The organism is Polaromonas sp. CG_9.5, from assembly GCF_035984465.1.
GTDB lineage: Bacteria > Pseudomonadota > Gammaproteobacteria > Burkholderiales > Burkholderiaceae_C > Polaromonas.
Genome location: NZ_JAXCHR010000001.1, coordinates 12,910 through 37,792 on the forward strand (window position 1 = coordinate 12,910; position 24,883 = coordinate 37,792).

Consider the following 24,883-nt stretch of genomic DNA (forward strand, 5'->3'; position numbering starts at 1 on the left):
CCCGTGCCTCACATCACTTTTAGCAGCGCATGAATTTGCGCCTGCGGCCCTTCTTACCGCAGGGTGGCCGTAGAAATCGTCTGAACGTTGCCGGCAGGCTCCGTCCAGCCACCGCCCAGCGTTTTGTACAGCGTGACCTGGCTTTGCAGCTGGGCCAGCCGGGTTTGCACCACGGCTTGCTGCGCCGTGAACAGCGAACGCTGTGCATCGAGCAAATCCAGGTAACTGGCAATGCCGTTTTTGTAGCGCAAGTCGGACAGCTTGAAACGCACGGCTTCAGCATTGGCCTGCGCCTGCTGCGACCGCAGCTGGTCGACCAGCGTGCTGCGCGTGGCCAGCGCATCGGCCACTTCGCGAAACGCGGTCTGGATCGATTTTTCGTATTGCGCCACGGCAATGTCGCGCCCGGCTTTGGACGAGTCGAGGTTGGCGTTATTGCGTCCGGCGTCAAAAATCGGCAACAGCAATTGCGGTGCCAACGTCCAGCCCCACGAGCCGCTTTGCAGCAGATCAGAGAGATGGCTGCTGGCGCTTCCCGCCGCCACCGTCAGCGCAATTTTCGGAAAAAAAGCCGCCCGTGCCGCACCGATGTTGGCGTTGGACGCCAGCAGCAACTGCTCGGCCTGACGGATATCGGGCCGGTTGGTGAGGAGCTCGGACGGCAGTCCGGCCGGCACATTGACCATCAATTGCGCCTGCGCAAGAGGCACTGACTGGCTGGCGGCAGTCGGCAATTCGCCTGCCAGCGGCTGGCCCACCAGCAAGGTCAGCGCGTTTTCATCGAGGGCGCGCTGGCGCTGCTGCTGCGCGTACGCGACGCGTGCGGCTTCCAGTAAAGACTCCGACTGCCGGTAGTCGAGCTCGGAAGTCACGCCGCTGTCAAAGCGCAGCTTGCTCAGCTTGATGGATTCCTGGCGCGTGGACAATGTCTGGCGTGTGATTTCTAGCAGCTCTTCGTCCGCCAGAATGCTCAGGTAGGTGTTGGCTACTGCAGACACCAGGCTGATCTGGGCGGTCTTGCGGCCTTCTTCCGTCGCCAGGTACTGGCCCAGTGCAGCTTCCTTCAGGCTGCTGACGCGGCCAAAAAAGTCCAGTTCATACGCAGTCACTGTCAGACCAACGTTGTAAAGGCTGGAGATGCCGCCGTTGGCATTGGGCGCGCGCGAACCGGTCAGTGCGCCGCTGACTGTCGGCAACTGGTCAGCCCGGCGAATCCGGTATTGCGCCCGCGCCTGCTCGATATTGAGCACGGCTACGCGCAAGTCGCGGTTGTTGACCAGCGCCAGCTCGATCAGGCGCTTGAGTTTGGCGTCTAAAAAGAAATCCTGCCAGGCGATGCTGGCCGCTGGCAGCGCGCCTTCAGCTTGCGCGGCGCTGCCTGAACCTCCATAAGCCGGAAAGCTGGTGGCAATCGGCGCCACGGGACGCTGGTAGGTGGGAATCATCGAGCAGCCGGCCAGCAACACCGCCGCAGTGAGCGCCAGGAGCTTCGGAAGCCTTGTTGTCTTAATCATGGGCTTTGCCTTCATTGCCATCAATACCTGCCGATTTGGCATGCTCGGAATACACCTGCTTTTGACGCTCGCTGCCTTTGAAAAAGCCGCGAATCAGGACAAAGAAAACAGGAACAAAAAACACCGCCAGCACCGTGCCGGTGATCATGCCGCCAATCACGCTCGTGCCAATGGCGCGCTGGCTGGCCGAACTGGCACCGGTGGCAATGGCCAACGGCAACACGCCCAGCATGAAAGCCAGCGAGGTCATGACGATGGGCCGAAAGCGCAGGTGCGCGGCCGTCAGCGCCGACTCAATTACGCCCTTGCCCTGCGCCTGCAGGTCTTTGGCGAACTCAATGATCAAAATCGCATTTTTTGCCGACAGACCAATGATGGTGATCAACCCGACCTGGAAATACACGTCGTTGGAGTAACTGCGCAGCAAGGTCGCCAGCAAAACACCCAGCACGCCCAGCGGCACGACCAGAATCACCGCCAGCGGAATCGACCAGCTTTCATACAGCGCGGCCAGGCACAGGAACACCGCCAGAATCGCAAAGCCGTACAGGATCATGGCTTGCGAGCCGGCCAGCTTTTCTTCACGCGACTGGCCACTCCACTCGTAGCCAAAACCCTGCGGCAACTGCGCAGCAATTTTCTCCATCTCGGCCATGGCCGCACCCGTGCTGTAGCCCGGCGCTGCGCCGCCGCTGATACGCATGGCGGGGTAACCGTTGTAGCGAACCGTCTGCATCGCGCCTTTCACCCAGTGCGTGGTCGCAAAAGCCGACAGCGGAACGGACTCGCCTTTGCTGTTGCTGGCGTTGATCCTGAGCAAATCGTCGGGCTGCATACGGGACGGCGCATCGGCTTGCACCACCACACGCTGCAGACGGCCCTGGTTCGGGAAGTCGTTCACATAGCTTGACCCCAGCGACGTGGACAGCGACGCATTGATGGCATCAAAACTCACGCCCAAAGCGTTGGCTTTGTCGCGGTCAATATCGATCTGCAGCTGCGGCGCATCTTCCAGGCCGTCGGGCCGCACCTGCGCCAATATCGGACTTTTCCCCGCCATGCCCAGCAACTGGTTACGCGCTGCCAGCAGCGCCGCACCTCCGGCGCCGGAACGGTCTTGCAGGCGGAAGGTAAAGCCGGTGGCATTGCCGAGTTCAGGAATCGGCGGTGGGCTGAGCGGGAACACGAATGCATCGCGAATCCCGGAAAGAGCGCCAAAAGCACGTTTGGCCAGCGCATCGGCATGCTGATTGTCTTGCTTGCGCTCAGACCAGTCCTTCAGTGTCACAAAGGCCAGCCCGGCGTTTTGTCCTTGTCCGGCAAAGCTGAAACCCAACACGCCAATCATGCTTTGCACTTCGGGCTGCTTGAGCATGAAGCCTTCGACTTGTTCCATGACCGCCTGCGTGCGCTCAATCGTGGCACCCGGTGGCAGTTGTATGTTCACCAGCAGGGTGCCTTGGTCTTCGGCGGGCAAGAATGACGTTGGCAGGCGGGTATAGACCAGCCCCACCACACCAATGATGGCGGCATAAATGATCATGTAACGCCCGGCCCGCTTGAGCAGACGCGCCACCACGCCTTCATAGCCCTTGGCGGTGCGCGTAAAGCCCCGGTTGAACCAGCCAAACAGTCCGGTCTTGGCATGCTGATGGCCGGCTTCCACCGGCTTGAGCAGCGTGGCGCAGAGCGCCGGCGTCAGCGACAAGGCCAGGAAAGCGGAAAACGCAATCGACGTGACCATGACGGCAGAGAACTGGCGGTAAATATTGCCCACCGAGCCTGCAAAGAAGGCCAGCGGCACGAACACCGAAATCAGCACCACCGTCACGCCGATGATGGCGCCTGAAATCTGGCTCATCGCCTTGCGGGTGGCTTCCAGCGGCGGCAAGCCTTCTTCGCTCATGATGCGCTCGACGTTTTCGACCACCACAATCGCATCATCGACCACGATGCCGATCACCAGCACCATGCCAAACATCGTCAGCACGTTGATCGAAAAACCCAGCGCCAGCAACGTAGCAAAGGTGCCCAGCAGCGCAATCGGCACGACGATGGTCGGGATAACGGTGTAGCGCCAGTTTTGCAGAAACAAAAACATCACCAAAAACACCAGCACAATCGCCTCGACCAGTGTCTCGGCCACCTGCTTGATGGAAATACTGACAAAGCGCGAGCTGTCGTAGGGGATGGAATAGTTCACGCCCTGCGGAAAATAGGGCTTGAGCTGGTCCATCTTTACACGCACGGCCTTGGCGGCATCCAGCGCATTACCGCCCGGTGTCAGTTGCAGGCCGATGCCGACGGCAGGCTTGCCATTGAGGCGCGCGGACGTTGCATAAGTCTGTGCGCCAAGCTCAATACGGGCGACATCCTTGAGGCGAACCGTGGCGCCATCGGTCTTGGCCCGCAGCACGATATTGCCGAATTGCTCGACACTGGAGAGCTGGCCATTGACCACCACCGTGGCAGCAATGCCTTGCCCCGCCACATTGGGCAGGTCGCCAATCGTGCCGGAGGAAATCTGGGCGTTCTGGGCACGGATGGCATTTGTCACGTCGGTTGACGACAAAGCAAACCCGGCCAGCTTGGCCGGATCAATCCAGATGCGCATGGCACGTTCGGTGCCAAACAGCTGGGCCTGGCCGATGCCCGTCAAGCGCTGGAGTTCAGGAACCACATTGCGCGAGGCATAGTCGCCCAGCGCAATCGGGTCAACCGCTGGATTGTCCGAAGACAACATGGCGAACAGCAGGAAGTTGGAGTTGGACTTGTCCACCCGCACGCCCTGCTGCGTCACAGCTTGCGGCAGGCGCGGCGTGGCCCGCGACAGCCGGTTTTGCACATCCACCTGCGCCAGCGCAGGGTTGGTGCCTGGCTGGAAACTCAGGGTAATGTTGCCGCTGCCGTTGGCCTGCGCCACCGATTCCATATAAATCAGGCCGGTCGCGCCGTTCATCTCGCGCTCAATGACGCTCAGCACACTGTCTTCAAGCGTCTTGGCAGATGCACCGGGATAGCTGGCCGCCACCACAATCGAAGGCGGCGCCACCGGCGGATACTGGGCAATCGGCAGCTGCGTGATGGCTACGCCGCCCACGACCAGAATGAACAGGGCAATCACCCACGCAAAAATCGGTCGGTCAATAAAAAACTTTGCCATGAAATGCGCTCCTTACTTCGCTGCAGCCGAGGCAGCAGACGCTGCGGAGCTGGCGGTAGCGGGTGCCGAAGCGCCAGCGGCAGGCGCAGAAGCTGTACCGGCGGGCTGGGCCGCCCGAGCGCCTTTGGGCTCCCACGGAACGGCCTTGACCGGGGTTCCGGGCGGCATCATCTGCAATTTCTGGAATCCGTCAACCATCACCTGCTCGCCCGCCTTCAGCCCTTCAAGCACCACCCATTGCGTGCCTTTGGACGAACCGATCTTGATGGGGCGCGGCGACACCTTTCCGTCGGCCCCCACCACCATGACGGTATCGCCCTGCGCCGTGCGCGTTACCGCCTGCTGCGGCAAGGTAATGGCATTGGTGGCCTGCGCCTGCTCCAGCCGCACACGCACATAAAGTCCGGGCAACAACTGGCCGCCGGCATTCGGAACTTCAGCCCGCAAGGTAATCTGTCCGGTGGTGGAGTCAACCGTCAGGTCTGAAAACAACAAACGGCCCGCCTGCGCGTATTCCGAGCCATCTTCCAGCACGATGCGCACGCTGGCTGCATCGGCAGCGCCAGCACGCTTGAACTGGCCGCTGGCCATGGCAGCGCGGAGCTTCATCACATCCGACGCCGACTGCGTGAAGTTCACGTACATCGGGTTGATCTGCTGGATGACGGCAAGCTGAGTCGCATCGCCCTGCCCGACCAGCGACCCCTCGGTGACCAACGAGCGCCCAATGCGCCCCGAAATGGGCGCCGTCACTGCGGCATAGCCAAGGGTAATGTTGGCGGTTTGCACGTTGGCCTTGGCCACGGCAACATCAGCTGCAGCCTGCTTTTGAGCGGCCACTGCGTTCGCATATTCCTGCTTGCTGATGGCATTCGCTTCAACCAGCGGCTTATAGCGGTCAGCGAGGGCTTTGGCCTGAGACAAATTGGCTTCAGCCCGCGACTGCCCGGCACGCGCACTGGCGGCAGCCGCAGCGTAAGGAGCCGAGTCAATGGTGAAGAGCGCCTGACCGGCTTTGACGTCGCTGCCTTCACGAAACAGGCGCTTTTGCAAAATGCCGGCTGCACGTGCCCTGACCTGGGCAACGCGGGAGGCCTCCAGACGGCCAGGCAATTCGGTCACCAGACCCACGTCACCCGGCGTGACCGTCACCACGCCGACTTGAGGCGACGGTGGTGCTCCGCCTGCCTTGGGCGCTGGCGCATTGTCCTTACCGCAGGCGGCCAAAAAAAGCGATAGAACGGCAGCCAGTATCAACGGCTGATGGGGCTTAAACCCAAGAGATAAAAAAGAAGGGGCAACGCGGGGCGTAGGCATATCTGTTCCTCAAATTTTTGGAATGAAAGCGCAAAAAAGTAGTGCGATACCGGGATTGAGTCAACCTGAACGCCGAAAGCAAAAGACCAGAAAGCAAGAATTTTCACCAGTGCTATAGTTTACATACATTTTTGAATGTATATAAGATCAAGATGAAATCGATTTCAGGAGACTCAAATGGCCCGTCGAACAAAAGAAGAAGCTTTGGAAACGCGTAACAAACTGCTTGATTCTGCAGAATATCTGTTTCAGTCAGAAGGCGTATCACGCACCACCTTGCAAGATATCGCCCAGCACGCAGGCGCGACGCGGGGTGCTGTGTATTGGCATTTCAAGGACAAGGCAGATTTGTTCGGTGCCATGATGGAGCGCGTCACACTTCCGCTGGAAAGCTTCTTCAACGACGAACAAACCGATCAAGAAGCCAGTGATGATTCAGGCGTGCAGGCGCTTGCCCACACGAAGAATGCCATTCTTAAAGCGCTGTACCAAATCGTCAATGATCCGCAGACGCGCCGCGTTCTTGAAATCGCCACGCAAAAAGTGGAATATCTGGAAGGAATCAAGAACATTCGCGTTCGGCATATGACTACATGCAATAGTTTTTTGTGTCGCGTCAAGCAAGGTCTGGACACCGCATCCCGGCAGGGCAATCGGACACTGCCTTTGTCCAGCATCCTTGCCGCCAGAGGATTGCACGCACTTATTGACGGACTGATACAAAACTGGCTGTTTGACCCGCAAGCTTTCGACTTGGTGGACGCTGGTGAGCGCACCATGAATGTTTACTTTGTAGGTTTGGGGTTTACGCCTGAAAACCCGCCACGCCCGGCTCTGCAGGAAGCCTAAAAATGGCAAAAACCGCGCGGATTGGTAAAGGTTAAACACTACCGTAGCTCACCGGATGACCAGCGCCTGACGGCAAATGTATTGCCAACTTCCTGAATAGGATTTTTTATTCCGCGATTCTTGACGCATAATAGGACGGTATGGATAGCAATATATCCAGACAGGTTAGGTGATAGGTCTGTTTCGCGCGCTACGGCGATACTTTTTGGGTTTGTTGTGCTTTCGGGACCCCATCGCTTTTTTTTTATGTGTTTTTGAGGAGTCCCCATGGGCAATAAACTTTACGTAGGCAACCTGCCTTACACCGTTCGTGACGAAGATCTGCAACAGTCTTTCGGCGAATTTGGTTCCATCACCAGCGCAAAAGTCATGATGGAACGCGACACCGGCCGTTCAAAAGGCTTCGGCTTTGTCGAAATGGGCAGCGATGCTGAAGCTCAAGCCGCAATCGCCGGCATGAACGGTCAGTCATTGGGTGGTCGTAGCATCACTGTGAACGAAGCCCGTCCGATGGAGGCACGTCCTCCGCGCACCGGCGGCTTCGGTGGCGGTGGCGGCTACGGCGGTGGTGGTGATCGCTCCGGCGGTGGCGGCTACGGCGGTGGTGGTGATCGCTCCGGCGGTGGCGGCTACGGCGGTGGCGGTGGTGGACGCGGCGGCTACTAAGCCCTGCAAAACCCAATTCACGACAGTGATGTCGTTGAAATAGCTAGCTCAGTCTTGTACTGAGAAAAGCAAAAAAAGGCTTCGAAACTCCAGTTTTGAAGCCTTTTTTATTAGGCAGATCGAAATATCGTTATCGAAATTGAGCTACGCGAATCGCAGCGCGCGAAATACTGCATCACAAGAAACCAAAGATTTTTTGCAGCACTTGTGCTTACTTTTAGAAAAAATCCTGGCTCGTCAATCATAGAAGAATGCCGTGACGATTAAACTTCTTGGGAACCGTACCAATAGGTCTTGATGAATGCAAAACCCCAGAAACTCATTTGCGCTGCACATGATCAGTGGCAACGACAGATTCATTTACGGTGAATGCTGAAAAATACAGCGATTCTTGCTCAAGCGCCATCGCAGACCACTCATATTTACTGGCGAAATCTATAGCTCCTTGTACCAGTTTTTTGCTGAGTTCTGGCTGAAAAAGAACACTTTCAAGTGCACGGCGCAAGCGAATGGCATCTTTAGGTGCTTCAAGCAGCAAAGCATTCACGCCATCTTGCAGCAGCCCTGCAATACCGCAGTAGGCAGACCCACTGACGACAACTGGCAAGCCATAAGACATGGCTTCGAGCACCACCATGGCAAAAGTATCTTCCAGCGTGGGATGAACCAGGCAATCAGCAGCTTCATAAGCAGGCGCAACCTCTTTCAGCGACCCCAAAAAGAACACGCGCTTGCCAAGACTTGCGATTTTCACTTGCTCGCGAAATACAGAAATCTGGCCAGGATTTCCCACGACGGTCAGAAAAACATCGTCTGGTAATTCTGACAAGGCTTCAAGCAAGGTTTTCAAGCCTTTTTTTCGGTAATCGTTCGCAACAAAAAGCAAACCTCTACCCACGGTCGGCAACCCCAACATGGCTCTCGCATTGCTTTTTTGCAGGGGTGTCACAGGTGCCGGCATCGTAATGCCCGGCGTAATCACCGAGATCATCTCCCGGCAAGCTGGATAACTGGAATCCATGATGCTGCGTAAGCTGTCAGAAGTTACAACCACCTGCCGTCCTGGCCGTTTGGCATAACGAAAACGCTCCAGGACCAGATAGGTCAGCAGGCGCGGGCTGCTCATCACCTTTATCCATCGCAATACGCGGCTCCAACCTTTACGCCCGTAAAAAAGGTTGTGCTTTACGGGTAATACGTGAACAGTCTGAACGTCACCGTGCCATGTGTTTTCATGCGAATGGACAACGTCAAAACCCTTTCGCGTCAACCACCAGGTGCGGGTAGCAAACCACAGCTGGTTGATCCAGCGGGGTTTAAGCATCGGTGCAGATACGGTGTGATAACTTACACCGGGCCATTGGTGATCAATATGCTGTGCATACACATGAATCTCATGCCTGGCAGCGAGTTGTTCGACTAACGCAATGGAGTAGCGTTCTGCACCGCCACCCGTGGTGGCAAAAGTCCGATTCAAGACCGCTATACGCAATCTTTTTTTTATCTGATTGACTGGCGAAACAGCGCTCAAGAGATGCACGCTCATTTTTTACGACGATCCTCATAACCAGTCGCAATTTTTAACCAGAAAATCGGCAAACTGGTAGAGCGCAGCACGGGCACACGTGGCAGTTGCAGCAAGTCCATCTGCGCACGGCAGCGACTGCGCACAGTTGTGGTGGCGGTCACGAACCCCAATTTGCCGGCAATGGCCGTGTGTCTTGGCTCATAGCGACCATACGGATAGCAAAAGTGGTCGACTGGCTGCTTAATTAACGCCTCAAGCTTCGTTTTGCCCACCCCCATTTCAGCGCGACACGTCTGATCGTCTACCGCTGTCAAATCAATATGCTGATGCGTGTGTGAGCCTATCTCTTGCCCTGCGGCCTTCCATTGAAGAATTTCGGATTCGTTCATTAAGGGGGTTTGCGCAATGCCTAAGCTCGCATCCCACACATTGGTCTTTCCGAGCAAGCCACTCACAGCGTAGCAAGTGGATGAAAAGCCCTTTTTTTCCAGTATCGGCAAGGCATGGACGAGGTTATTTTGATAACCGTCATCAAAAGTAATTCCCACCACTTTGCCGCTTTTCTCGCCAAGCAGATACGGTTGTAAAGCGCTCATCGATAAACCTGTGTAACCCAGCAGTTTGAGCCAGGCCATTTGCCTGGCAAAGGCTTCGGGCGCCACATACAAACTCCGAAAAGGGCTGCCCTTGGGCGGTGCAGCTTCAATCTGGTGATAAACCAGAATCGGAATAGGTCGGTGGTTGGCAGTGTGTGTGTTTGACATGGTGCGCAAATTGACCCGGGTCAGAGCAACACGATGTCGTATTGTTCTTGCGCCATGACGGCTTCAGCCTGCAGGGAAATCGGCTTGCCAATAAAGCCACTCAGGCTCGCCAAATGGTGGCTTTCTTCATCCAGAAACAACTCAATCACCTTGGGCGAGGCAACTACCCTGAATTCCCTTGGATTAAACTGCCGCGCTTCCCGCAAAATTTCACGCAAGATGTCGTAGGTTACGCTACGTGCCGTTTTAACGACGCCTTTGCCCACGCACGCGCTGCAAGGTTCACACAATTGATGCGCCAGCGACTCCCGGGTTCGCTTGCGTGTCATCTCAAGCAATCCCAGTGCAGAAAAACCATTCACGGCGGTCTTGATGCGATCACGCGCCAACTGTCTTTTGAACTCTGCCAATACCGCATCGCGGTGATTGTCCTTGGTCATATCAATGAAATCGACAATCACAATGCCACCCAAATTACGCAAACGAAGTTGCCGGGCAATCGCCTGCGCCGCTTCAAGATTGGTTTTATAAATGGTTTCATCAAAATTACGCGCACCGACAAAACCTCCGGTATTGACATCAACGGTGGTCAACGCTTCCGTCTGGTCAATGACCAGGTAACCTCCTGATTTGAGGTCTACACGGCGTCCCAGTGCTTTGGCAATTTCTTCGTCAATATTGAAGAGATCGAAAATCGGCCGTTCACCGCTATACAGCTGAAGTTTTGGCACTGTTGCGGGCATAAACTCCACGGCAAAGGCCTTCAATTTTTCAAACTGCTCCCGTGAATCAATGCGAATGGTTTGCGTGGTTTCCAGCACCATGTCACGCAATACGCGTTGCAGCAGGCTCAAGTCCTGGTGCAACGCCGAGGCTGCAGGCAAGCGCAATGCAGCATCCTTGATGCGTATCCAGGTTTTACGCAAATAGGCGATGTCTTCGGCCAGTTCTGGGTCGGTGGCATCCTCCCCATTAGTACGAAGAATAAATCCGCCGCCTGTTTCACCCGCCAAAGACTGCAGGCGCTGACGCAGGTCTTCACGCTGCCGGAGCGGGATTTTTTGCGACACGCCAATATGGTTGTCCTGCGGTAAAAACACCAGCAAGCGGCCAGCGATACTAATTTGCGCCGTCAGCCTTGCCCCCTTGGTGCCCATCGGATCCTTTAGCACTTGCACCATGACAGCCTGTCCTTCGAAAAGCTGCTTTTCAATCGGCTGAAGCGATGCGCCCGGCGACGACGCTGAAGTGCCATTGAGCAGCGGTTCGGGTTCCGCATGGCGACTGTTGATGCTGCTCATCAAGTCGGCGACATGCAGAAATGCGGCACGTTCCAATCCAATATCGATGAACGCGGACTGCATTCCCGGCAACACCCGTGCTACTTTTCCCAGATAAACATTACCCACCAGACCGCGTTCAAGCGTTCGCTCAACTTGCAACTCCTGCACAGCGGCGTGCTCCACCACGGCAACACGGGTTTCCTGCGGCGACCAGTTAATCAGGATTTCTTGTTGCATGGTTATCAGAAGTTAAGAGGGCTAGATTTTTATGCCGGCAGCTTGCAGGAGCGCGGCGGTTTCCCAAAGCGGGAGTCCCATGATGCCACTGTAGCTGCCATGAATACGCATGATGTGCATTGCCACCCTGCCCTGTATGCCATAGGCACCCGCTTTGCCCATCGGTTCGCCTGTGGCCACATAGGCGTGTATTTTTTCGGCAGTCATGGGCTCAAAGCTCACACGCGAAGTGCTCACAGCCTGAAAGCGCTGCGTGCCCTGCTGGACGGCAATGGCGGTCAAAACGCGGTGGGTTTTGCCCGCCAATTCGGACAACATGCGCTCGGCGTCACGCGCATTTTCCGGCTTGCCGTAGATGGTGCGGCCCAATGCGACGGTGGTGTCAGAACATAGAACAGGTGCAGGTGGCAGTTTGCGCCGAATCAGTCGCGCTACAGCGGCGTCAAGCTTGAGCGCAGTGACGCGTTTGACATAAGCGGCTGGTGCCTCATTTTTCAGCGCAAGCTCCAGCGCTTCAGCGTCCTCACTGGCATCTGCCAGCAGCAATTCATACTGCACGCCAAGCTGCTCCAGCAACTGGCGGCGCCGGGGGCTTTGCGACGCCAGATAAACAAAATTCACCATGCTCAAGACCTGAAAAAACTACTCGCGATGATACGGATGGTTGATCGTGATGCTCCACGCCCGGTACAGCTGCTCAATCAGCAGCACACGCACCATCGCATGTGGCAAGGTCAAGTCTGAAAGACGAATGCGCTCATGCGCTGATTGCTTGAAACCAGCGTCCAGCCCATCCGGCCCGCCAATTACGATGGCGACGTCGTCACCGGACAGCTGCCAGCCTTTGAGCTTTTCGGCAAGCGCCATGGTGGTGACATTCGTACCGCGCTCATCCAGTGCCACGACCCGGCAACCCCGGCTGATAGCCCCCTCAATGCGGGTACGCTCTGCCGCCAGCAGGTTTTCGAGGGTTTTAGAGGCACGCGGCTCGATTTTTACCGCCTTGAGTTCAACTTTCAGCTCGGGGGGAAACCGTTTGGCGTAGTCGTCATAAGCCGTCTGCGCCCAGTCGGGCACCTTTTGTCCGACTGCGACGATCGTCAGTCTCATTCGCTCCGGGGCGTGAGTTTCTTGGCCGCTGGCTTCTTGACGGAAGGCTTTTTAACGTCGGCTTTAGCGGCTGCTTTCTTGGCGGCAACTTTTTTGGCCGCTGGAATTTTCACAATCGGCGTTTTGGCGGGTGCTTTTTTAGCAGCGACCTTTTTCGCGGGTGGTGCGGCATCCGTCTTGGCTGCGCTGGCTGGCTTGCGCGCCTTGATGAGCTTTGCTTCAGGCTCGGTCACCGGTGTGACGGCATTGCGCTTGGCAGTCCAGTCGTTGGTCTTGCCGACGCGGCCTACGTAAGTGCCGTCATCGGTGCGCGCGATTTTCTGCGCGGCGGGCGCATCGTCTCCAGCGTCTTTTTCGGCCTTGGACGGCTTGGCGGCAGACTTGGACTTGCTGCCAGCGGCGGCGCGTGACTTGGCGGGCTTGATCTCTGCTTTCGGTTCTGGCTTGCTTGCTTTCACCAAAGGCGCAGGCGCACCCAGCTTGAGCTTGATGGGTTTTTCGCCCCAGAGTTCTTCGAGGTTGTAATACTGGCGAATCGTGGGCTGCATGATGTGCGCAACGGCGGCGCCGCAATCAACAATGATCCACTCACCGTTTTCTTCGCCTTCAATACGCGGCTTGGCAAAACCGGCGTCGCGCACGGCGTCGCGCACACTGGCGGCAAGTGCTTTGGTCTGGCGGTTGGAGGTTCCCGAAGCGACGATCACGCGCTCAAAAAGCGAGGTGATGTGCTCGGTGTCAAACACCTGGATGTTTTGCGCCTTGACATCTTCCAGCCCGTCAATAATGGCGCGCTGCAGTTTTTGGACATCTTTTTTGCCCTCGGTGCTGGGGGTTTTGACAATGTTAGAGGTCATGCAATGCTTTGCTTCAATAAGGTAAAAAATTAACGGGGTGCGTACAGTTGATGGAGTGCAATATAACGCGCAACCGGTTCGGGAACCAGCGTGGCGATATCGCAGGCAGCGCCAGAGGCTATCAATTGACGGACTTGGGTGGCGCTGACCAACATCCAGGGCAGCTTGAGCGCAAAAAAGCGGTGACTTTGTGCACCGTAAGCATCAAATTGAGTTTGAGTCGGCGTGGATTCAGCGCGATCAGCTATACAAATTATAGCAATTTCAAGAATCTCCTGCCATTGGTGCCATTGCCTGAAGGCGACAAACTGGTCAGTCCCCATAAACAGGTAAATCTGCGCCTGTGGGTTTTCGGTTTGCAGCGCCCTCAAGGTGTCGATTGTGAATGTCGGCCCCTCGCGCTGCAATTCGCGGTCATCGACCACCCCGCGGGCCACATCGTCAAAAGCCAGCCGCGTCATGGCCAAGCGATGCACGGGCGCACTCAACGCTCGGGATTTGTGCCAGGCCAGTCCGGTCGGCACCACATGGAGTGAGTCAAGTTGAAACTGATCCAGCGCCGACCTGGCCAAGGCGACATGGGCATTATGGGGAGGATCAAAAGACCCCCCAAACACGCCGATTCGTTGACCTCGGGGCAAGGCTTGGGCGTTCAAACCCATTCCCGGCGGACAAGAAAATCTTTGTAAAGACGTTCTTCAGGCGAGCCGACTTCATTTGGGCGCTGGTACGACCAGCTTGCCAGCGGCGGCATGGACAGCAAAATCGATTCCGTGCGTCCACCGGACTGAAGGCCAAAATGCGTTCCCCGGTCCCACACCAGGTTGAACTCCACATAGCGGCCACGGCGGTAGAGCTGGAAATCCCGCTCTTTCTCGCTGTAGGGCGTGTCCTGGCGGCGCTCGACAATCGGCAAATAAGCCTGCAAAAAGGAATCGCCCACGCTTTGCATCATGGCAAAACTCTGCGCCAGACCCAGCTCCTGGAAGTCATCAAAAAAGACCCCGCCGATTCCGCGCTGCTCCTGGCGGTGCTTGAGGTAAAAATACTCGTCGCACCATTGCTTGAAGCGCGGATATTTGTCCGCACCAAACGGCGTCAGCGTGTCTTTGCAGACCTGATGAAAATGCACGGCGTCTTCGTCAAACCCGTAAAAAGGCGTCAAGTCCATGCCGCCGCCAAACCAGCAAACCGGCTCAACATCCTGGCCCAGCGGGGTTGCCGCCAGCATGCGCACATTCATGTGGACTGTCGGCACATAAGGATTGCGGGGATGAAACACCAGCGAAACCCCCATCGCTTCAAACGGAGCCCCCGCCAGCTCAGGCCGATGCTGGGTGGCTGAAGGCGGCAGTCTGGGTCCCCGCACATGTGAAAAACCGCAACCGGCGCGCTCAAACACGCGGCCCTGCTCCAGAATTTTGGTAATGCCACTGCCCTGCAGTGTCTCGCCCGGCTCTTTTTGCCAGTGGTCGGCCACAAACGGCTGCCCGTCCAGCTCGGCAATCGCGCTGGTAATGCGCTCTTGCAACCCGAGCAAAAAAGTGCGAACGACTGAAAGGTCAATGCTGGACATGTGTTGGCCTCAAGACTTGATGGCGCGGTAGCCAATGTCTTTGCGGTACTGCGCGCCGTCGAAATCAATGCCGCGCGCGACTTCATAGGCGCGCTGCTGCGCCGCCTTTACCGTCTCGCCCAGCGCAGTGACGCACAGCACGCGGCCACCGGAAGTCACGGTCTCGCCTTCGCGCCGCTGGGTTCCGGCATGAAACACCATGGCATCTTCAGTCGCCGCAGGCAGGCCGCCAATAGCATCGCCTTTGCGCGGATGCAGCGGATAACCGTGCGCAGCCATCACCACGCCCAGCGCCGGGCGGCGATCCCATTCCAGCTCGATCTTGTCCAGCGCGCCCGAGGTGGCGGCCATCATCACGTCAAACAAATCGGTTTTCAGCCGCATCATGATGGGCTGGGTTTCCGGGTCACCCATGCGGCAATTGAACTCCAGCGTCTTGGGCTTGCCGTGCGTGTCAATCATCAGGCCGGCGTACAAAAATCCGGTGAAGGGAATGCCGTCTTTTTCCATGCCCTTGATCGTGGGCAAGATGATTTCGCGCATGGCGCGGGCATGCACCTCGGGCGTGACCACCGGGGCCGGTGAATACGCGCCCATTCCGCCGGTGTTTGGCCCCAGGTCGCCGTCGAGCAGGCGTTTGTGATCCTGGCTGGTGGCCATCGCCACCACGTTCTTGCCGTCGCACATGACGATGAAACTGGCTTCTTCGCCTTGCAGGAATTCCTCGATGACGACGCGTGCGCCGCCTTCGTTGTGCGTGACGCCCAAGGGGTTGAATTGCGGGTCGGGTGCCAGCATGAACTCGATGGCTTCGTGCGCCTCGTGCAGCGTCATCGCCACCACCACGCCTTTGCCTGCGGCCAGGCCGTCGGCCTTTACGACAATTGGCGCGCCTTTTTCGTCAATGTAGGCGTGTGCGGCGGCGGCATCGGTGAAGGTTTCGTAGTCTGCCGTCGGAATCTGGTGGCGCTTCATGAAGGCCTTTGAAAAGGCCTTGGAGCTTTCCAGCTGCGCCGCCGCTTGGGTCGGGCCAAACACCCGCAGGCCGTGCTGGCGAAACTCATCAACAATGCCGGCAGCCAGTGGCTGCTCGGGACCGACCACGGTCAGCGCTATCTTTTCAGTAGCTGCCCACGCCCGCAGCGCTTGCATATCACTGATATTTATGTTCTCAAATCGCGAATCCAGCGCCGTTCCGCCGTTGCCGGGTGCCACGTAAACCGCCTGCACTTTGGGTGACTGGGCCAGCTTCCAGGCCAGCGCATGTTCACGGCCACCGCCGCCCACTACTAAAACTTTCATGCTGCTGCTTTCATTGTTGTTGTTGTTGTGCTCATCGGGTCGGCTTATTCGGAAAACTCGGCGTTGTGAAAAACGTCTTGCGTGTCGTCAAGGTCTTCCAGCACATCGAGCAGCTTTTGCATCTTGCGGGCTTCTTCGCCCGACAGCTCAATCGGGTTGTCGGCGCGCATGGCGACTTCGGCCAGCTCGGGCGTCAAGCCGGCCGCCTCCAGGGCGTTCTTGACAGTCTCAAATGCGGTGTAGGGCGTCAGCACTTCAATGGCGCCATCGTCATGCGCAATCACGTCGTCGGCACCGGCTTCCAGCGCTACTTCCATGACTTTGTCTTCGCTCGTGCCGGGGGCAAAAATCAGCTGGCCGCAGTGCTTGAACTGGAAAACCACCGAGCCTTCCGTGCCCATGTTGCCGCCGTGCTTGGAAAATGCATGCCGAACCTCGGCCACGGTGCGCACCTTGTTGTCGGTCATGCAGTCAATCACAATCGCCGCGCCGCCAATGCCATAGCCTTCGTAGCGGACTTCTTCGTAGTGAACGCCTTCCAGACTGCCGGTGGCTTTGGCAATACCGTATTTGACGTTTTCAGACGGCATGTTGGCGGCCTTGCCTTTTTCGACCGCCAGGCGCAGGCGCGGGTTGGTTCCCAGGTCACCGCCGCCCATGCGCGCTGCCACCATGATCTCGCGCATGACGCGTGTCCAGACACGCTGGCGTTTTTCGTCCTGGCGACCCTTGCGGTGTTGAATATTCGCCCATTTACTATGACCAGCCACGGCAAATCCTTTTGCAATTGATTTAATCTATACGCTGCATTTTACTTTTCGCTTGTCTTTGCCTGACAAGTTTCATCAGGACACCTCAAAACCATGGCCGAGCCGCTCGTCATTGCAAAAAATTCGTCGATTCAATGTGCACTGCTGCCAGCCCTGGCCAACCGCCACGGCTTGATCACGGGTGCCACCGGTACCGGCAAGACCGTGACGCTGCAAACCCTGGCCGAGCGCTTCTCGACAATAGGTGTTCCGGTGTTCATGGCAGACGTCAAAGGCGATCTGACCGGCATCAGCCAGGCGGGCAGCATCGCGGGCAAGATGGCCGCCATCCTGAAAGAGTGCGACATCGACCTGCCCGAACCGCTGGCCTGCCCCACTACGCTGTGGGACGTGTTTGGCGAACAAGGCCATCCGGTGCGCGCCACGGTGTCTGACATGGGGCCGCTGCTGCTGGGGCGCATGCTTAACCTGAACGAAACCCAGTCGGGCGTTCTCAATCTGGTCTTCAAGATTGCTGACGACAACGCCATGCTGCTGCTCGACCTCAAGGACTTGCGCGCCATGCTGCAATACGTAGGCGAAAACGCCAGCGAATTCACGACGAAATACGGCAACGTCAGCGCGGCCAGTGTGGGTGCCATCCAGCGCGGGCTGCTGCAGATCGAGACGCAGGGCGGCACAAAGTTCTTCGGCGAGCCCATGCTCAATATCAACGACCTCATGCAGACCAACAGCGCCGGCCACGGCATGGTGAACATCCTGGCGGCCGACAAGCTGATGAATTCACCGCGCCTGTATGCGACTTTTTTGCTCTGGATGCTGTCTGAGCTGTTCGAGCAGTTGCCCGAGATTGGCGACCCGGAGAAACCGAAACTGGTGTTCTTCTTTGACGAGGCGCACTTGCTGTTCAACGAAGCGCCCAAGGCGCTGGTTGAGCGGATCGAACTGGTAGTGCGGCTGGTGCGCTCCAAAGGCGTCGGCGTTTACTTTGTCACGCAAAATCCGCTCGACATTCCCGATTCAGTGCTGGCTCAACTGGGCAACCGGGTGCAGCACGCTCTGCGCGCCTACACGCCGCGCGACCAGAAAGCCGTCAAGGCCACGGCGCAAACCATGCGCCAGAAACCCGGACTGGATATTGAGGCGGCCATTACCGAGCTGGCCGTGGGCGAAGCGCTGGTGAGTTTCCTCGACGACAAAGGCCGGCCTAGCGTGACAGAACGCGTCTATGTGCTGCCGCCCGGTAGCCAGATCGGCCCCATCACACCGCAGCAGCGCCAGCAATTGCTGCAAGACTCGCTGGTCGCCGGCGTGTATGAAAAAGAAATAGACCGCGCGTCCGCTTACGAAATGCTGCAAGAGCGTGTCGGCGCAACGGCTGCCCAGGCCAACACAGCCCCCAACGGCGGCGCGGCAGGCCCATCGGCTTTTGGCGGCATGCTGGGCGGCCTGAACGACATGCTGTTTGGCAGCACCGGGCCTCGCGGTGCCAAGCATGACGGATTGGCGCAAAGCATGGCCAAATCTGCCGTCCGCACGATGGGTTCTACCGTCGGGCGCGAAATCATTCGAGGCGTGCTGGGCAACCTGTTTGGCGGCAAAAAACGCTGATTTTTCCTCTCTCATCACTCCAAGAAAGCTTCCTGATCCATGAGCAACGTCCACCTGATTGATCACCCGCTGGTGCAGCACAAGCTGACGCTGATGCGCCGCAAAGACGCGTCCACCAACACCTTTCGCACGCTGCTCAATGAGCTGAGCAGCCTGATGGCGTATGAAGTCACACGCGACATGCCCCTGCAAGACGTGGAGGTCGAAACGCCGCTGGAAACCATGACCGGCAAAATGATTGACGGCAAAAAACTGGTGTTTGTGTCCATCCTGCGCGCCGGCAATGGCATTCTGGAAGGCATGCTCAGTGTGGTTCCGGGTGCCCGCGTCGGCCATGTCGGCCTGTACCGCGACCCTGAAACGCTGCAGCCTGTCGAGTATTACTTCAAGATGCCGCAAGAAATGGAAGAGCGCGACATCGTCATCGTTGACCCGATGCTGGCCACCGGCAACTCGGCCATTGCAGCGGTGGACAGGCTCAAGCAGCTCAAGCCAAAATCCATCAAGTTTGTCTGCCTGCTGACCTGCCCGGAAGGCGTGGCCGCACTGCAAAAAGCCCATCCTGACGTAGCCATCTACACCGCAGCCATTGACCGTCAGCTTAATGAGCACGGCTACATCCTGCCGGGCCTCGGGGATGCCGGTGATCGTATTTTTGGAACTAAATAAGGCTCTGGCGCAATGGATACGTGCGCTGGCAGCTATTTAATTGATAGCAATTTATTTGCTTATGAAATGACGTGACGTTCCAGGTTCATCTTCTTCATGCCCATGGTTAAGCAATCACATAGCCCCCCGACGCGGCCGCTGCCTTGGCTGGCACCCGGGCAGGTTTTTCCGCCGCTTGAAAGCGCCTGGGGCGGCGCAGACCCCGCGCCAGGCCTGCTGGCCGCTGGTGAAACGCTGGATGTGCCCACATTGGTTGAGGCTTACTCGCACGGAATTTTCCCCTGGTTCAGCCTGGGGCAGCCGGTGCTTTGGTGGAGCCCAGACCCTCGCATGGTGCTGGAGACGCGTCACTTCAAGCTGCATCGCTCCTTGCGTAAAAGCCTGGTTCATTTCATCAACGATACGAAATGCGAAATCAGGGTTGACAGCGCTTTTGAGCGTGTCATCAACGCCTGCGCCAGCCAGCCCAGAGCCGGCCAATCCGGCACCTGGATCGTGTCGGACATGCAGCGTGCCTACCTCGATTTACACCACGCGGGTCATGCGCACAGCGTGGAAACCTGGATCAATGGCGAGCTTGCCGGTGGCCTTTACTGCGTTAACCTGGGCCAGATGGTGTTTGGTGAATCCATGTTTGCGCATCAGACCGATGCGTCCAAAATCGCATTGGCTGCGCTGGTCGCGTTTTGCCGCGCAAATAGCATCACGATGATCGACTGCCAGCAAAACACTGGCCATCTCGCCTCATTGGGTGCGGCTGAAATCAGCCGTGCCGAATTTGCCATACATGTTGCGCAGAACGTAGCGGCAAGCGCGCCGGTCTGGCACTTCAGCCCGTCTTACTGGAATCAGCTTTTGGCGGCCACAGCCCCTGCAGCGCCGACAAGGCCAACAACGCCGTGACGCACCTCAAAGACCTGCCGCTGCACACGCTGCAGTTTTACGCCACAGCACCCTACCCGTGCAGCTATCTGCCGGGCAAGCAGGCCCGCTCGCAAGTCGCCACGCCCAGCCACCTGATCCACAACGATGCGTATTCAACGCTGGTCACTCAGGGCTTTCGGCGCAGCGGCATGTTCACCTACCGGCCTTACTGCGACGGTTGCCAGGCATGCGTGCCACTGCGGGTGCCAGTGAACACTTTCAAGCCAAACCGCAGCCAGCGCCGCGCCTGGACACATCACCAGTCGCTACAAGTCAGCATTTTGAAATTGTGTTTTCAGCCTGAGCATTACCAGCTCTATTTGCGCTACCAGAATAGCCGCCACGCGGGCGGCGGCATGGACCACGACAGCATCGATCAATACACGCAGTTCCTTTTACAAAGCCGTGTCAATTCACGGCTGGTGGAGTTTCGCGAAACCCTGCCCAACGGAGAGGCAGGCGCGCTGCGCATGGTCTCGATCCTGGATGTATTGGAGAACGGGCTGTCAGCGGTTTATACGTTTTATGAACCCGACGCACGGGCCGCCTACGGCAACTACAGCGTGCTGTGGCAAATCGAGCAAGCCCGGCACCTTGGCCTGCCCTATGTCTATCTGGGTTACTGGATAGCGCAAAGCCCGAAGATGAATTACAAGCTCGGGTTCAGCCCGTGCGAGCTTTTGATGAACGGCGAATGGCTGAAGGCAAGCGAAGCGCTTGCCGTAAAACAGGAAAGCCCGGCGGGTTGAATTGCCTGTCCCGAATGAAACGCCTGCAGCAACTTCACTAAATTTCACAAGGTAAAATTTAGCGCAGAAAGTCTGCACATGACAAAACACGAAAGCATCCTTCCCGTAAAGCCTACCGTTCAGGTTATTGAACGCATGTTCACCTTGCTGGAAATTCTGGCGACCCGTGAAGAGGCAGTTTCGCTCAAGGAAATCAGCGAAAAATCAGGGTTACATCCCTCTACAGCGCACCGTATTCTGAACGACCTGGCGACAGGCCGTTTCGTTGACCGGCCTGCTGCTGGAAATTACCGTTTGGGAATGCGCCTGCTCGAGTTAGGCAACTTGGTCAAAGCGCGCCTGAATGTACGCGACGCAGCCTTGCTTCCGATGCGTGAACTGCACAAACTGACCCAGCAGCCGGTCAATCTGAGCATGCGTCAGGGTGATGAAATTGTGTATGTCGAGCGCGCTTACAGCGAGCGTTCCGGCATGCAGGTCGTCAGAGCCATCGGCGGAAGAGCGCCACTGCACCTGACGTCGGTGGGTAAACTTTTTCTGGCGTCTGACGATCCGCAGCGCCTGAGCACCTACGCCACACGCACCGGACTGCCCGGCCACACCCGCAACAGCATCACCGAGCTGCCAGTCCTTGAGCGTGAGCTTTCAAAAGCCCGCCAGTACGGCATTGCCCGTGACAATGAAGAGTTGGAACTCGGCGTGCGCTGCATGGCTGTCGGCATTTACGACGACCAGAACACACTGGTGGCCGGCCTGTCGATTTCAGCACCTGCCGACAGGCTTGATGAAAGCTGGTTACCAAAACTGCAGGCCACGGCCAATGAAATATCGAAATCGCTGGGCGGCGTCCGGAAGGTTTGAAGGCGGGCAAGGCAGGGGAAATTTCCTCAATCCCGTGCTTTTCACAGGTGGATGCCCGAAAAAACTTCAGGCTTGAAGGTTTCTGCTTCAAGCCTGTTGTCTAACCGTGGATCTTCAACTTAGCCGCTGATTTGCTTGCTGGAGGCACTAAGCTTGAGTTTTTGCTCTGTCACAGGGTTGGCTTCCACCCAGCGACGCACACGTTCTGCATCGCCCAGACGACTCATTTTTCCTGCGGAGTCCAAAAACACCATGATCAGCTTGCGTCCTGCAATCCTGGTCTGCATGACCAGGCACTGACCCGCTTCATTGATGTACCCGGTTTTTTGCAACCCAATATCCCAGTCCGGATTTTTCACCAAGCGATTGGTATTGTTGTACTGCAAGGTTCGGTTACCCACCGCAACCTGATAACCCGGCGATGTCGTCAACTCACGCAGCATCGGATCACCATGCGCTGCATTGACCAATGCGGCTAAGTCCTGCGCGCTTGACTGGTTACGGCTGGAAAGACCCGTCGGCTCTGCATAACTGGTGTCATGCATACCAAGCATTTTTGCCTTGGCGTTCATCAGGCTGACAAAGGTAGCCATGCCGCCCGGATAGGTTCGCCCCAAGGCATGGGCGGCACGGTTCTCGCTCGACATCAGGGCCAGATGCAGCAACTCGCCGCGCGACAGCGTAGCGCCTACGCTGAGCCGTGAACGGCTGTGTTTTTCAGTATCCACGTCATCTTGCGTGACGGTGATCATTTCATCCATGGGAAGCCTGGCGCCGCTGATGATGACACCCGTCATCAATTTGGTCAGGGACGCGATAGGTAAAACAGCATGGTCATTTTTACTGAACAGCACTTCACGCGTGTCCTGGTCAATTACCAGGGCAACACTGGACTTCAAGTCCAGCGGATCAATAGCACCGTGCAGGCCGGCCAGCTGACCAAACGAGGGAATGGCTGGAACCAGCGCCTGAATGATGGACGGACGTTTTGATCTGGCGGTCTTGACGCTTGCTTCAAAGCGAACACTCTTGCGGGTCGAAGCGACTTTTTTGGAAGCGGTTGCTTTTGCAAAGTGCGGCTTCTTGACAATCGCGCGCTTGGCAGAAGACTTGGCGGGCGCCGCATTGACCGAAGGAACAACCAGAGCCACCGATAAAGCAAGGAGTCCGACGATTTTTAATGCGCGACTCAAAAGCTGATTAGACATGGTGAATATCGCCTGTTTTGGTTGCGAAAAAGAGAAAGGCTGAAGTGTATAGAAATAAAAAAAGTCACGCAATATCATGAGCTTGCGTGACTTTCTTGATTGTGCCAAAAAGTTATATATCTACTCTTTGCATAAGAGACAGATTATGACCCCAAGCGATTGAATATAAAGGATATTCTTAAAAAAACTCCGAAATTATCCTTGGGCAGCAACCCTGTCAGCTTTACTTTGCAGTTTATTCAAGGCGCTCAAATAAGCCTTGGCTGAAGCCACCACAATGTCCGGATCAGACCCAACACCATTGACGACGCGCCCACTGTTTTGCAACCGCACCGTTACTTCACCTTGGCTTTCGGTCGAACCGCTGATGGCATTCACAGAATAAAGCACCATCTCGGCACCGCTTTTAACGTGTTTTTCAATTGCCTTGAGCGATGCATCCACCGGCCCATTGCCGTCTGATTCGCCTTTGACTTCCTTGCCCTCCACGGTAAATACTACGCAGGCCTGAGGACGCTCGCCAGTTTCACTGTGCTGGGACAAGGACACAAAACCGTACTGCTCTTTGCCGTGGGTTGCGCTCTCGTCGCTGACCAAGGCAAGAATATCTTCATCAAAAATTTCGCTTTTGCGGTCTGCCAGGTCTTTGAACTTGATAAAAGCATTGTTGATATCGGTTTCACTTTCCATCGCAACACCAAGTTCCTGCAGGCGCTGCTTGAACGCATTGCGGCCACTCAACTTGCCCAGCACAATTTTATTGGCCGACCAGCCCACATCTTCAGCGCGCATGATTTCATAGGTGTCACGGGCTTTAAGCACGCCGTCCTGATGGATGCCCGAGGCATGCGCAAAAGCATTGGCACCCACCACGGCCTTGTTGGGTTGCACCACAAAACCCGTCGTCTGGCTGACCAAGCGGCTGGCTGCCAGAATCTGCTGCGTGTCAATGCCCACGTCAAGGCCGAAATAGTCCTTACGGGTTTTCAGCGCCATGACGACTTCTTCAAGTGAACAATTGCCTGCACGCTCGCCCAAGCCATTGATGGTGCATTCCACCTGCCGGGCACCGCCGATTTTCACACCTGCGAGTGAATTGGCAACCGCCATGCCCAGGTCGTTATGGCAATGAACCGACCAGACGGCCTTGTCGCTATTGGGAATTCGTTCACGCAAGCTCTTGATGAAGTTGCCGTAGAGCTCTGGAATCGCATAGCCCACCGTGTCGGGAACGTTGATGGTGGTGGCACCTTCGTTGATAACAGCTTCAATAACCCGGCACAAAAAGTCCGGGTCAGAACGGTAACCATCTTCGGGGCTGAACTCGACATCGGCCATCAGGTTACGCGCAAAGCGCACCGACATTTTTGCCTGCTCAAACACCTGGTCGGGCGTCATGCGAAGCTTTTTTTCCATGTGCAGCGCACTGGTTGCCAAAAAGAGATGCAAACGGCCTGAGTTCGCCGGTTTGAGCGCTTCAGCGGCCCTGGAAATATCACGGTCGTTGGCGCGGGCCAGCGAACAGATGGTGGAATCCTTGATGACTTCGGCAATCGCCTTGACACATTCGAAGTCGCCATTCGAGCTGGCGGCAAAACCAGCTTCAATCACATCAACCTTCAGCCGTTCCAGTTGACGGGCAATGCGCAGTTTTTCATCACGTGTCATTGAAGCGCCTGGGGACTGTTCGCCGTCGCGCAATGTGGTGTCGAAAATAATGAGTTTGTCAGTCATGGAAGGTCTTTCGGTTTAAAGGATTTTCATAATCCGCAATAGGCGGAAAAAAGAGAGGTATCTGGCTGCAGGCTGGTTTTAAATTGGTTCTAAATGGATTGAACTTTCCTGTTTTCAAAAACCAGCAACCAAAAAAAACGGCCCGTTGCTGGTGCAAACGGGCCGTCGAATCTGGTGTACGCGTACGCTAC

Annotated in this window: 22 protein-coding genes; 7 read left to right on the forward strand and 15 right to left on the reverse strand. The window is 56.8% G+C overall.

Annotation, left to right across the window (positions count from 1 at the left end):
- Positions 1-53: 53 nt before the first annotated feature.
- From RCH06_RS00060 to RCH06_RS00070, 3 genes are read right to left on the reverse strand one after another with little or no spacing between them, the layout of a single operon-like run.
- The gene (locus RCH06_RS00060) at positions 54-1,514 is read right to left on the reverse strand and encodes an efflux transporter outer membrane subunit (protein ID WP_327079393.1); all 1,461 of its coding nucleotides are present in this window, start codon (positions 1,512-1,514) and stop codon (positions 54-56) included.
- Entirely contained in the window at positions 1,507-4,677 is a 3,171-nt protein-coding gene (locus tag RCH06_RS00065; RefSeq protein ID WP_327079394.1) for an efflux RND transporter permease subunit, read from the reverse strand. The genes RCH06_RS00060 and RCH06_RS00065 overlap by 8 nt, the downstream gene beginning before the upstream one ends.
- Positions 4,678-4,689: 12 nt before the next feature.
- Entirely contained in the window at positions 4,690-5,994 is a 1,305-nt protein-coding gene (locus RCH06_RS00070; RefSeq protein WP_327079395.1) for an efflux RND transporter periplasmic adaptor subunit, read from the reverse strand.
- Between the two features lie 177 nt (positions 5,995-6,171).
- On the opposite strand from RCH06_RS00070, the gene RCH06_RS00075 reads away from it, so the two are divergent.
- Positions 6,172-6,843: a TetR family transcriptional regulator gene (locus RCH06_RS00075; RefSeq protein WP_327079396.1), complete on the forward strand. Its 672-nt coding sequence runs from the start codon at positions 6,172-6,174 to the stop codon at positions 6,841-6,843.
- Between the two features lie 267 nt (positions 6,844-7,110).
- Entirely contained in the window at positions 7,111-7,509 is a 399-nt protein-coding gene (locus RCH06_RS00080) for an RNA recognition motif domain-containing protein (protein WP_327079397.1), read from the forward strand.
- A 319-nt stretch (positions 7,510-7,828) separates the two neighbouring features.
- Here the strand turns inward: RCH06_RS00080 and RCH06_RS00085 are convergent, their stop codons facing one another.
- From RCH06_RS00085 to RCH06_RS00130, 10 genes are read right to left on the reverse strand one after another with little or no spacing between them, the layout of a single operon-like run.
- Positions 7,829-9,055, reverse strand: a complete 1,227-nt coding sequence (locus RCH06_RS00085) for a glycosyltransferase family 4 protein (RefSeq protein ID WP_327079398.1) — start codon at positions 9,053-9,055, stop codon at positions 7,829-7,831.
- On the reverse strand, positions 9,052-9,801 hold the full coding sequence (locus tag RCH06_RS00090; RefSeq protein ID WP_327079399.1) for a polysaccharide deacetylase family protein: 750 nt from the start codon (positions 9,799-9,801) through the stop codon (positions 9,052-9,054). Before RCH06_RS00090 ends, RCH06_RS00085 begins: the two co-directional genes overlap by 4 nt.
- Positions 9,802-9,821: 20 nt before the next feature.
- Positions 9,822-11,321, reverse strand: coding sequence for a ribonuclease G (gene rng, locus RCH06_RS00095; RefSeq protein WP_327079400.1), 1,500 nt, complete (start codon positions 11,319-11,321; stop codon positions 9,822-9,824).
- A gap of 21 nt (positions 11,322-11,342) precedes the next feature.
- A complete protein-coding gene (locus RCH06_RS00100) occupies positions 11,343-11,945 on the reverse strand; it encodes a Maf family protein (RefSeq protein WP_327079401.1) in 603 nt (200 codons plus the stop codon).
- Positions 11,946-11,963: 18 nt separating this feature from the next.
- Entirely contained in the window at positions 11,964-12,431 is a 468-nt protein-coding gene (gene rlmH, locus RCH06_RS00105) for a 23S rRNA (pseudouridine(1915)-N(3))-methyltransferase RlmH (protein ID WP_327079402.1), read from the reverse strand.
- Positions 12,428-13,288: a ribosome silencing factor gene (gene rsfS / locus RCH06_RS00110; protein ID WP_327079403.1), complete on the reverse strand. Its 861-nt coding sequence runs from the start codon at positions 13,286-13,288 to the stop codon at positions 12,428-12,430. The genes rlmH and rsfS overlap by 4 nt, the downstream gene beginning before the upstream one ends.
- Before the next feature lie 29 nt (positions 13,289-13,317).
- The gene (gene nadD, locus RCH06_RS00115) at positions 13,318-13,950 is read right to left on the reverse strand and encodes a nicotinate (nicotinamide) nucleotide adenylyltransferase (protein ID WP_327079404.1); all 633 of its coding nucleotides are present in this window, start codon (positions 13,948-13,950) and stop codon (positions 13,318-13,320) included.
- Positions 13,941-14,864 carry an oxygen-dependent coproporphyrinogen oxidase gene (hemF, locus tag RCH06_RS00120; RefSeq protein ID WP_327079405.1) on the reverse strand — a complete coding sequence of 308 codons (924 nt, stop codon included), beginning with the start codon at positions 14,862-14,864 and terminating at the stop codon, positions 13,941-13,943. Before hemF ends, nadD begins: the two co-directional genes overlap by 10 nt.
- A gap of 9 nt (positions 14,865-14,873) precedes the next feature.
- On the reverse strand, positions 14,874-16,166 hold the full coding sequence (purD, locus tag RCH06_RS00125; RefSeq protein ID WP_327079406.1) for a phosphoribosylamine--glycine ligase: 1,293 nt from the start codon (positions 16,164-16,166) through the stop codon (positions 14,874-14,876).
- A gap of 44 nt (positions 16,167-16,210) precedes the next feature.
- The gene (locus RCH06_RS00130; RefSeq protein ID WP_327079407.1) at positions 16,211-16,936 is read right to left on the reverse strand and encodes a YebC/PmpR family DNA-binding transcriptional regulator; all 726 of its coding nucleotides are present in this window, start codon (positions 16,934-16,936) and stop codon (positions 16,211-16,213) included.
- A gap of 93 nt (positions 16,937-17,029) precedes the next feature.
- On the opposite strand from RCH06_RS00130, the gene RCH06_RS00135 reads away from it, so the two are divergent.
- The 5 genes from RCH06_RS00135 to RCH06_RS00155 all read left to right on the forward strand — a co-directional run bounded on the left by RCH06_RS00135 (position 17,030) and on the right by RCH06_RS00155 (position 21,750).
- Positions 17,030-18,547: a helicase HerA-like C-terminal domain-containing protein gene (locus tag RCH06_RS00135; RefSeq protein ID WP_327079408.1), complete on the forward strand. Its 1,518-nt coding sequence runs from the start codon at positions 17,030-17,032 to the stop codon at positions 18,545-18,547.
- Between the two features lie 39 nt (positions 18,548-18,586).
- Complete coding sequence (gene upp / locus RCH06_RS00140) at positions 18,587-19,216, forward strand: uracil phosphoribosyltransferase (protein WP_327079409.1); 630 nt, start codon at positions 18,587-18,589, stop codon at positions 19,214-19,216.
- Positions 19,217-19,318: 102 nt separating this feature from the next.
- Positions 19,319-20,119, forward strand: a complete 801-nt coding sequence (gene aat / locus RCH06_RS00145; protein WP_327079647.1) for a leucyl/phenylalanyl-tRNA--protein transferase — start codon at positions 19,319-19,321, stop codon at positions 20,117-20,119.
- Positions 20,116-20,889 (forward strand): arginyltransferase, encoded by a 774-nt coding sequence (locus RCH06_RS00150; protein ID WP_327079410.1) that lies wholly within the window; start codon positions 20,116-20,118, stop codon positions 20,887-20,889. Before aat ends, RCH06_RS00150 begins: the two co-directional genes overlap by 4 nt.
- A gap of 78 nt (positions 20,890-20,967) precedes the next feature.
- A complete protein-coding gene (locus tag RCH06_RS00155; RefSeq protein ID WP_327079411.1) occupies positions 20,968-21,750 on the forward strand; it encodes an IclR family transcriptional regulator in 783 nt (260 codons plus the stop codon).
- A 119-nt stretch (positions 21,751-21,869) separates the two neighbouring features.
- Here the strand turns inward: RCH06_RS00155 and pbpG are convergent, their stop codons facing one another.
- Positions 21,870-22,958: a D-alanyl-D-alanine endopeptidase gene (gene pbpG, locus RCH06_RS00160; protein ID WP_327079648.1), complete on the reverse strand. Its 1,089-nt coding sequence runs from the start codon at positions 22,956-22,958 to the stop codon at positions 21,870-21,872.
- A 195-nt stretch (positions 22,959-23,153) separates the two neighbouring features.
- On the reverse strand, positions 23,154-24,692 hold the full coding sequence (locus RCH06_RS00165; protein ID WP_327079412.1) for a 2-isopropylmalate synthase: 1,539 nt from the start codon (positions 24,690-24,692) through the stop codon (positions 23,154-23,156).
- Between the last annotated feature and the right edge of the window lie 191 nt (positions 24,693-24,883).

Bases quoted from the DNA above. Each gene is read 5' to 3' on its own strand.
- RCH06_RS00060 (WP_327079393.1), bottom strand. From the start codon at position 1,514: ATGATTAAGACAACAAGGCTTCCGAAGCTCCTGGCGCTCACTGCGGCG.
- RCH06_RS00065 (WP_327079394.1), bottom strand. From the start codon at position 4,677: ATGGCAAAGTTTTTTATTGACCGACCGATTTTTGCGTGGGTGATTGCC.
- RCH06_RS00070 (WP_327079395.1), bottom strand. From the start codon at position 5,994: ATGCCTACGCCCCGCGTTGCCCCTTCTTTTTTATCTCTTGGGTTTAAG.
- RCH06_RS00075 (WP_327079396.1), top strand. From the start codon at position 6,172: ATGGCCCGTCGAACAAAAGAAGAAGCTTTGGAAACGCGTAACAAACTG.
- RCH06_RS00080 (WP_327079397.1), top strand. From the start codon at position 7,111: ATGGGCAATAAACTTTACGTAGGCAACCTGCCTTACACCGTTCGTGAC.
- RCH06_RS00085 (WP_327079398.1), bottom strand. From the start codon at position 9,055: ATGAGCGTGCATCTCTTGAGCGCTGTTTCGCCAGTCAATCAGATAAAA.
- RCH06_RS00090 (WP_327079399.1), bottom strand. From the start codon at position 9,801: ATGTCAAACACACACACTGCCAACCACCGACCTATTCCGATTCTGGTT.
- rng (WP_327079400.1), bottom strand. From the start codon at position 11,321: ATGCAACAAGAAATCCTGATTAACTGGTCGCCGCAGGAAACCCGTGTT.
- RCH06_RS00100 (WP_327079401.1), bottom strand. From the start codon at position 11,945: ATGGTGAATTTTGTTTATCTGGCGTCGCAAAGCCCCCGGCGCCGCCAG.
- rlmH (WP_327079402.1), bottom strand. From the start codon at position 12,431: ATGAGACTGACGATCGTCGCAGTCGGACAAAAGGTGCCCGACTGGGCG.
- rsfS (WP_327079403.1), bottom strand. From the start codon at position 13,288: ATGACCTCTAACATTGTCAAAACCCCCAGCACCGAGGGCAAAAAAGAT.
- nadD (WP_327079404.1), bottom strand. From the start codon at position 13,950: ATGGGTTTGAACGCCCAAGCCTTGCCCCGAGGTCAACGAATCGGCGTG.
- hemF (WP_327079405.1), bottom strand. From the start codon at position 14,864: ATGTCCAGCATTGACCTTTCAGTCGTTCGCACTTTTTTGCTCGGGTTG.
- purD (WP_327079406.1), bottom strand. From the start codon at position 16,166: ATGAAAGTTTTAGTAGTGGGCGGCGGTGGCCGTGAACATGCGCTGGCC.
- RCH06_RS00135 (WP_327079408.1), top strand. From the start codon at position 17,030: ATGGCCGAGCCGCTCGTCATTGCAAAAAATTCGTCGATTCAATGTGCA.
- upp (WP_327079409.1), top strand. From the start codon at position 18,587: ATGAGCAACGTCCACCTGATTGATCACCCGCTGGTGCAGCACAAGCTG.
- aat (WP_327079647.1), top strand. From the start codon at position 19,319: ATGGTTAAGCAATCACATAGCCCCCCGACGCGGCCGCTGCCTTGGCTG.
- RCH06_RS00155 (WP_327079411.1), top strand. From the start codon at position 20,968: ATGACAAAACACGAAAGCATCCTTCCCGTAAAGCCTACCGTTCAGGTT.
- pbpG (WP_327079648.1), bottom strand. From the start codon at position 22,958: ATGTCTAATCAGCTTTTGAGTCGCGCATTAAAAATCGTCGGACTCCTT.
- RCH06_RS00165 (WP_327079412.1), bottom strand. From the start codon at position 24,692: ATGACTGACAAACTCATTATTTTCGACACCACATTGCGCGACGGCGAA.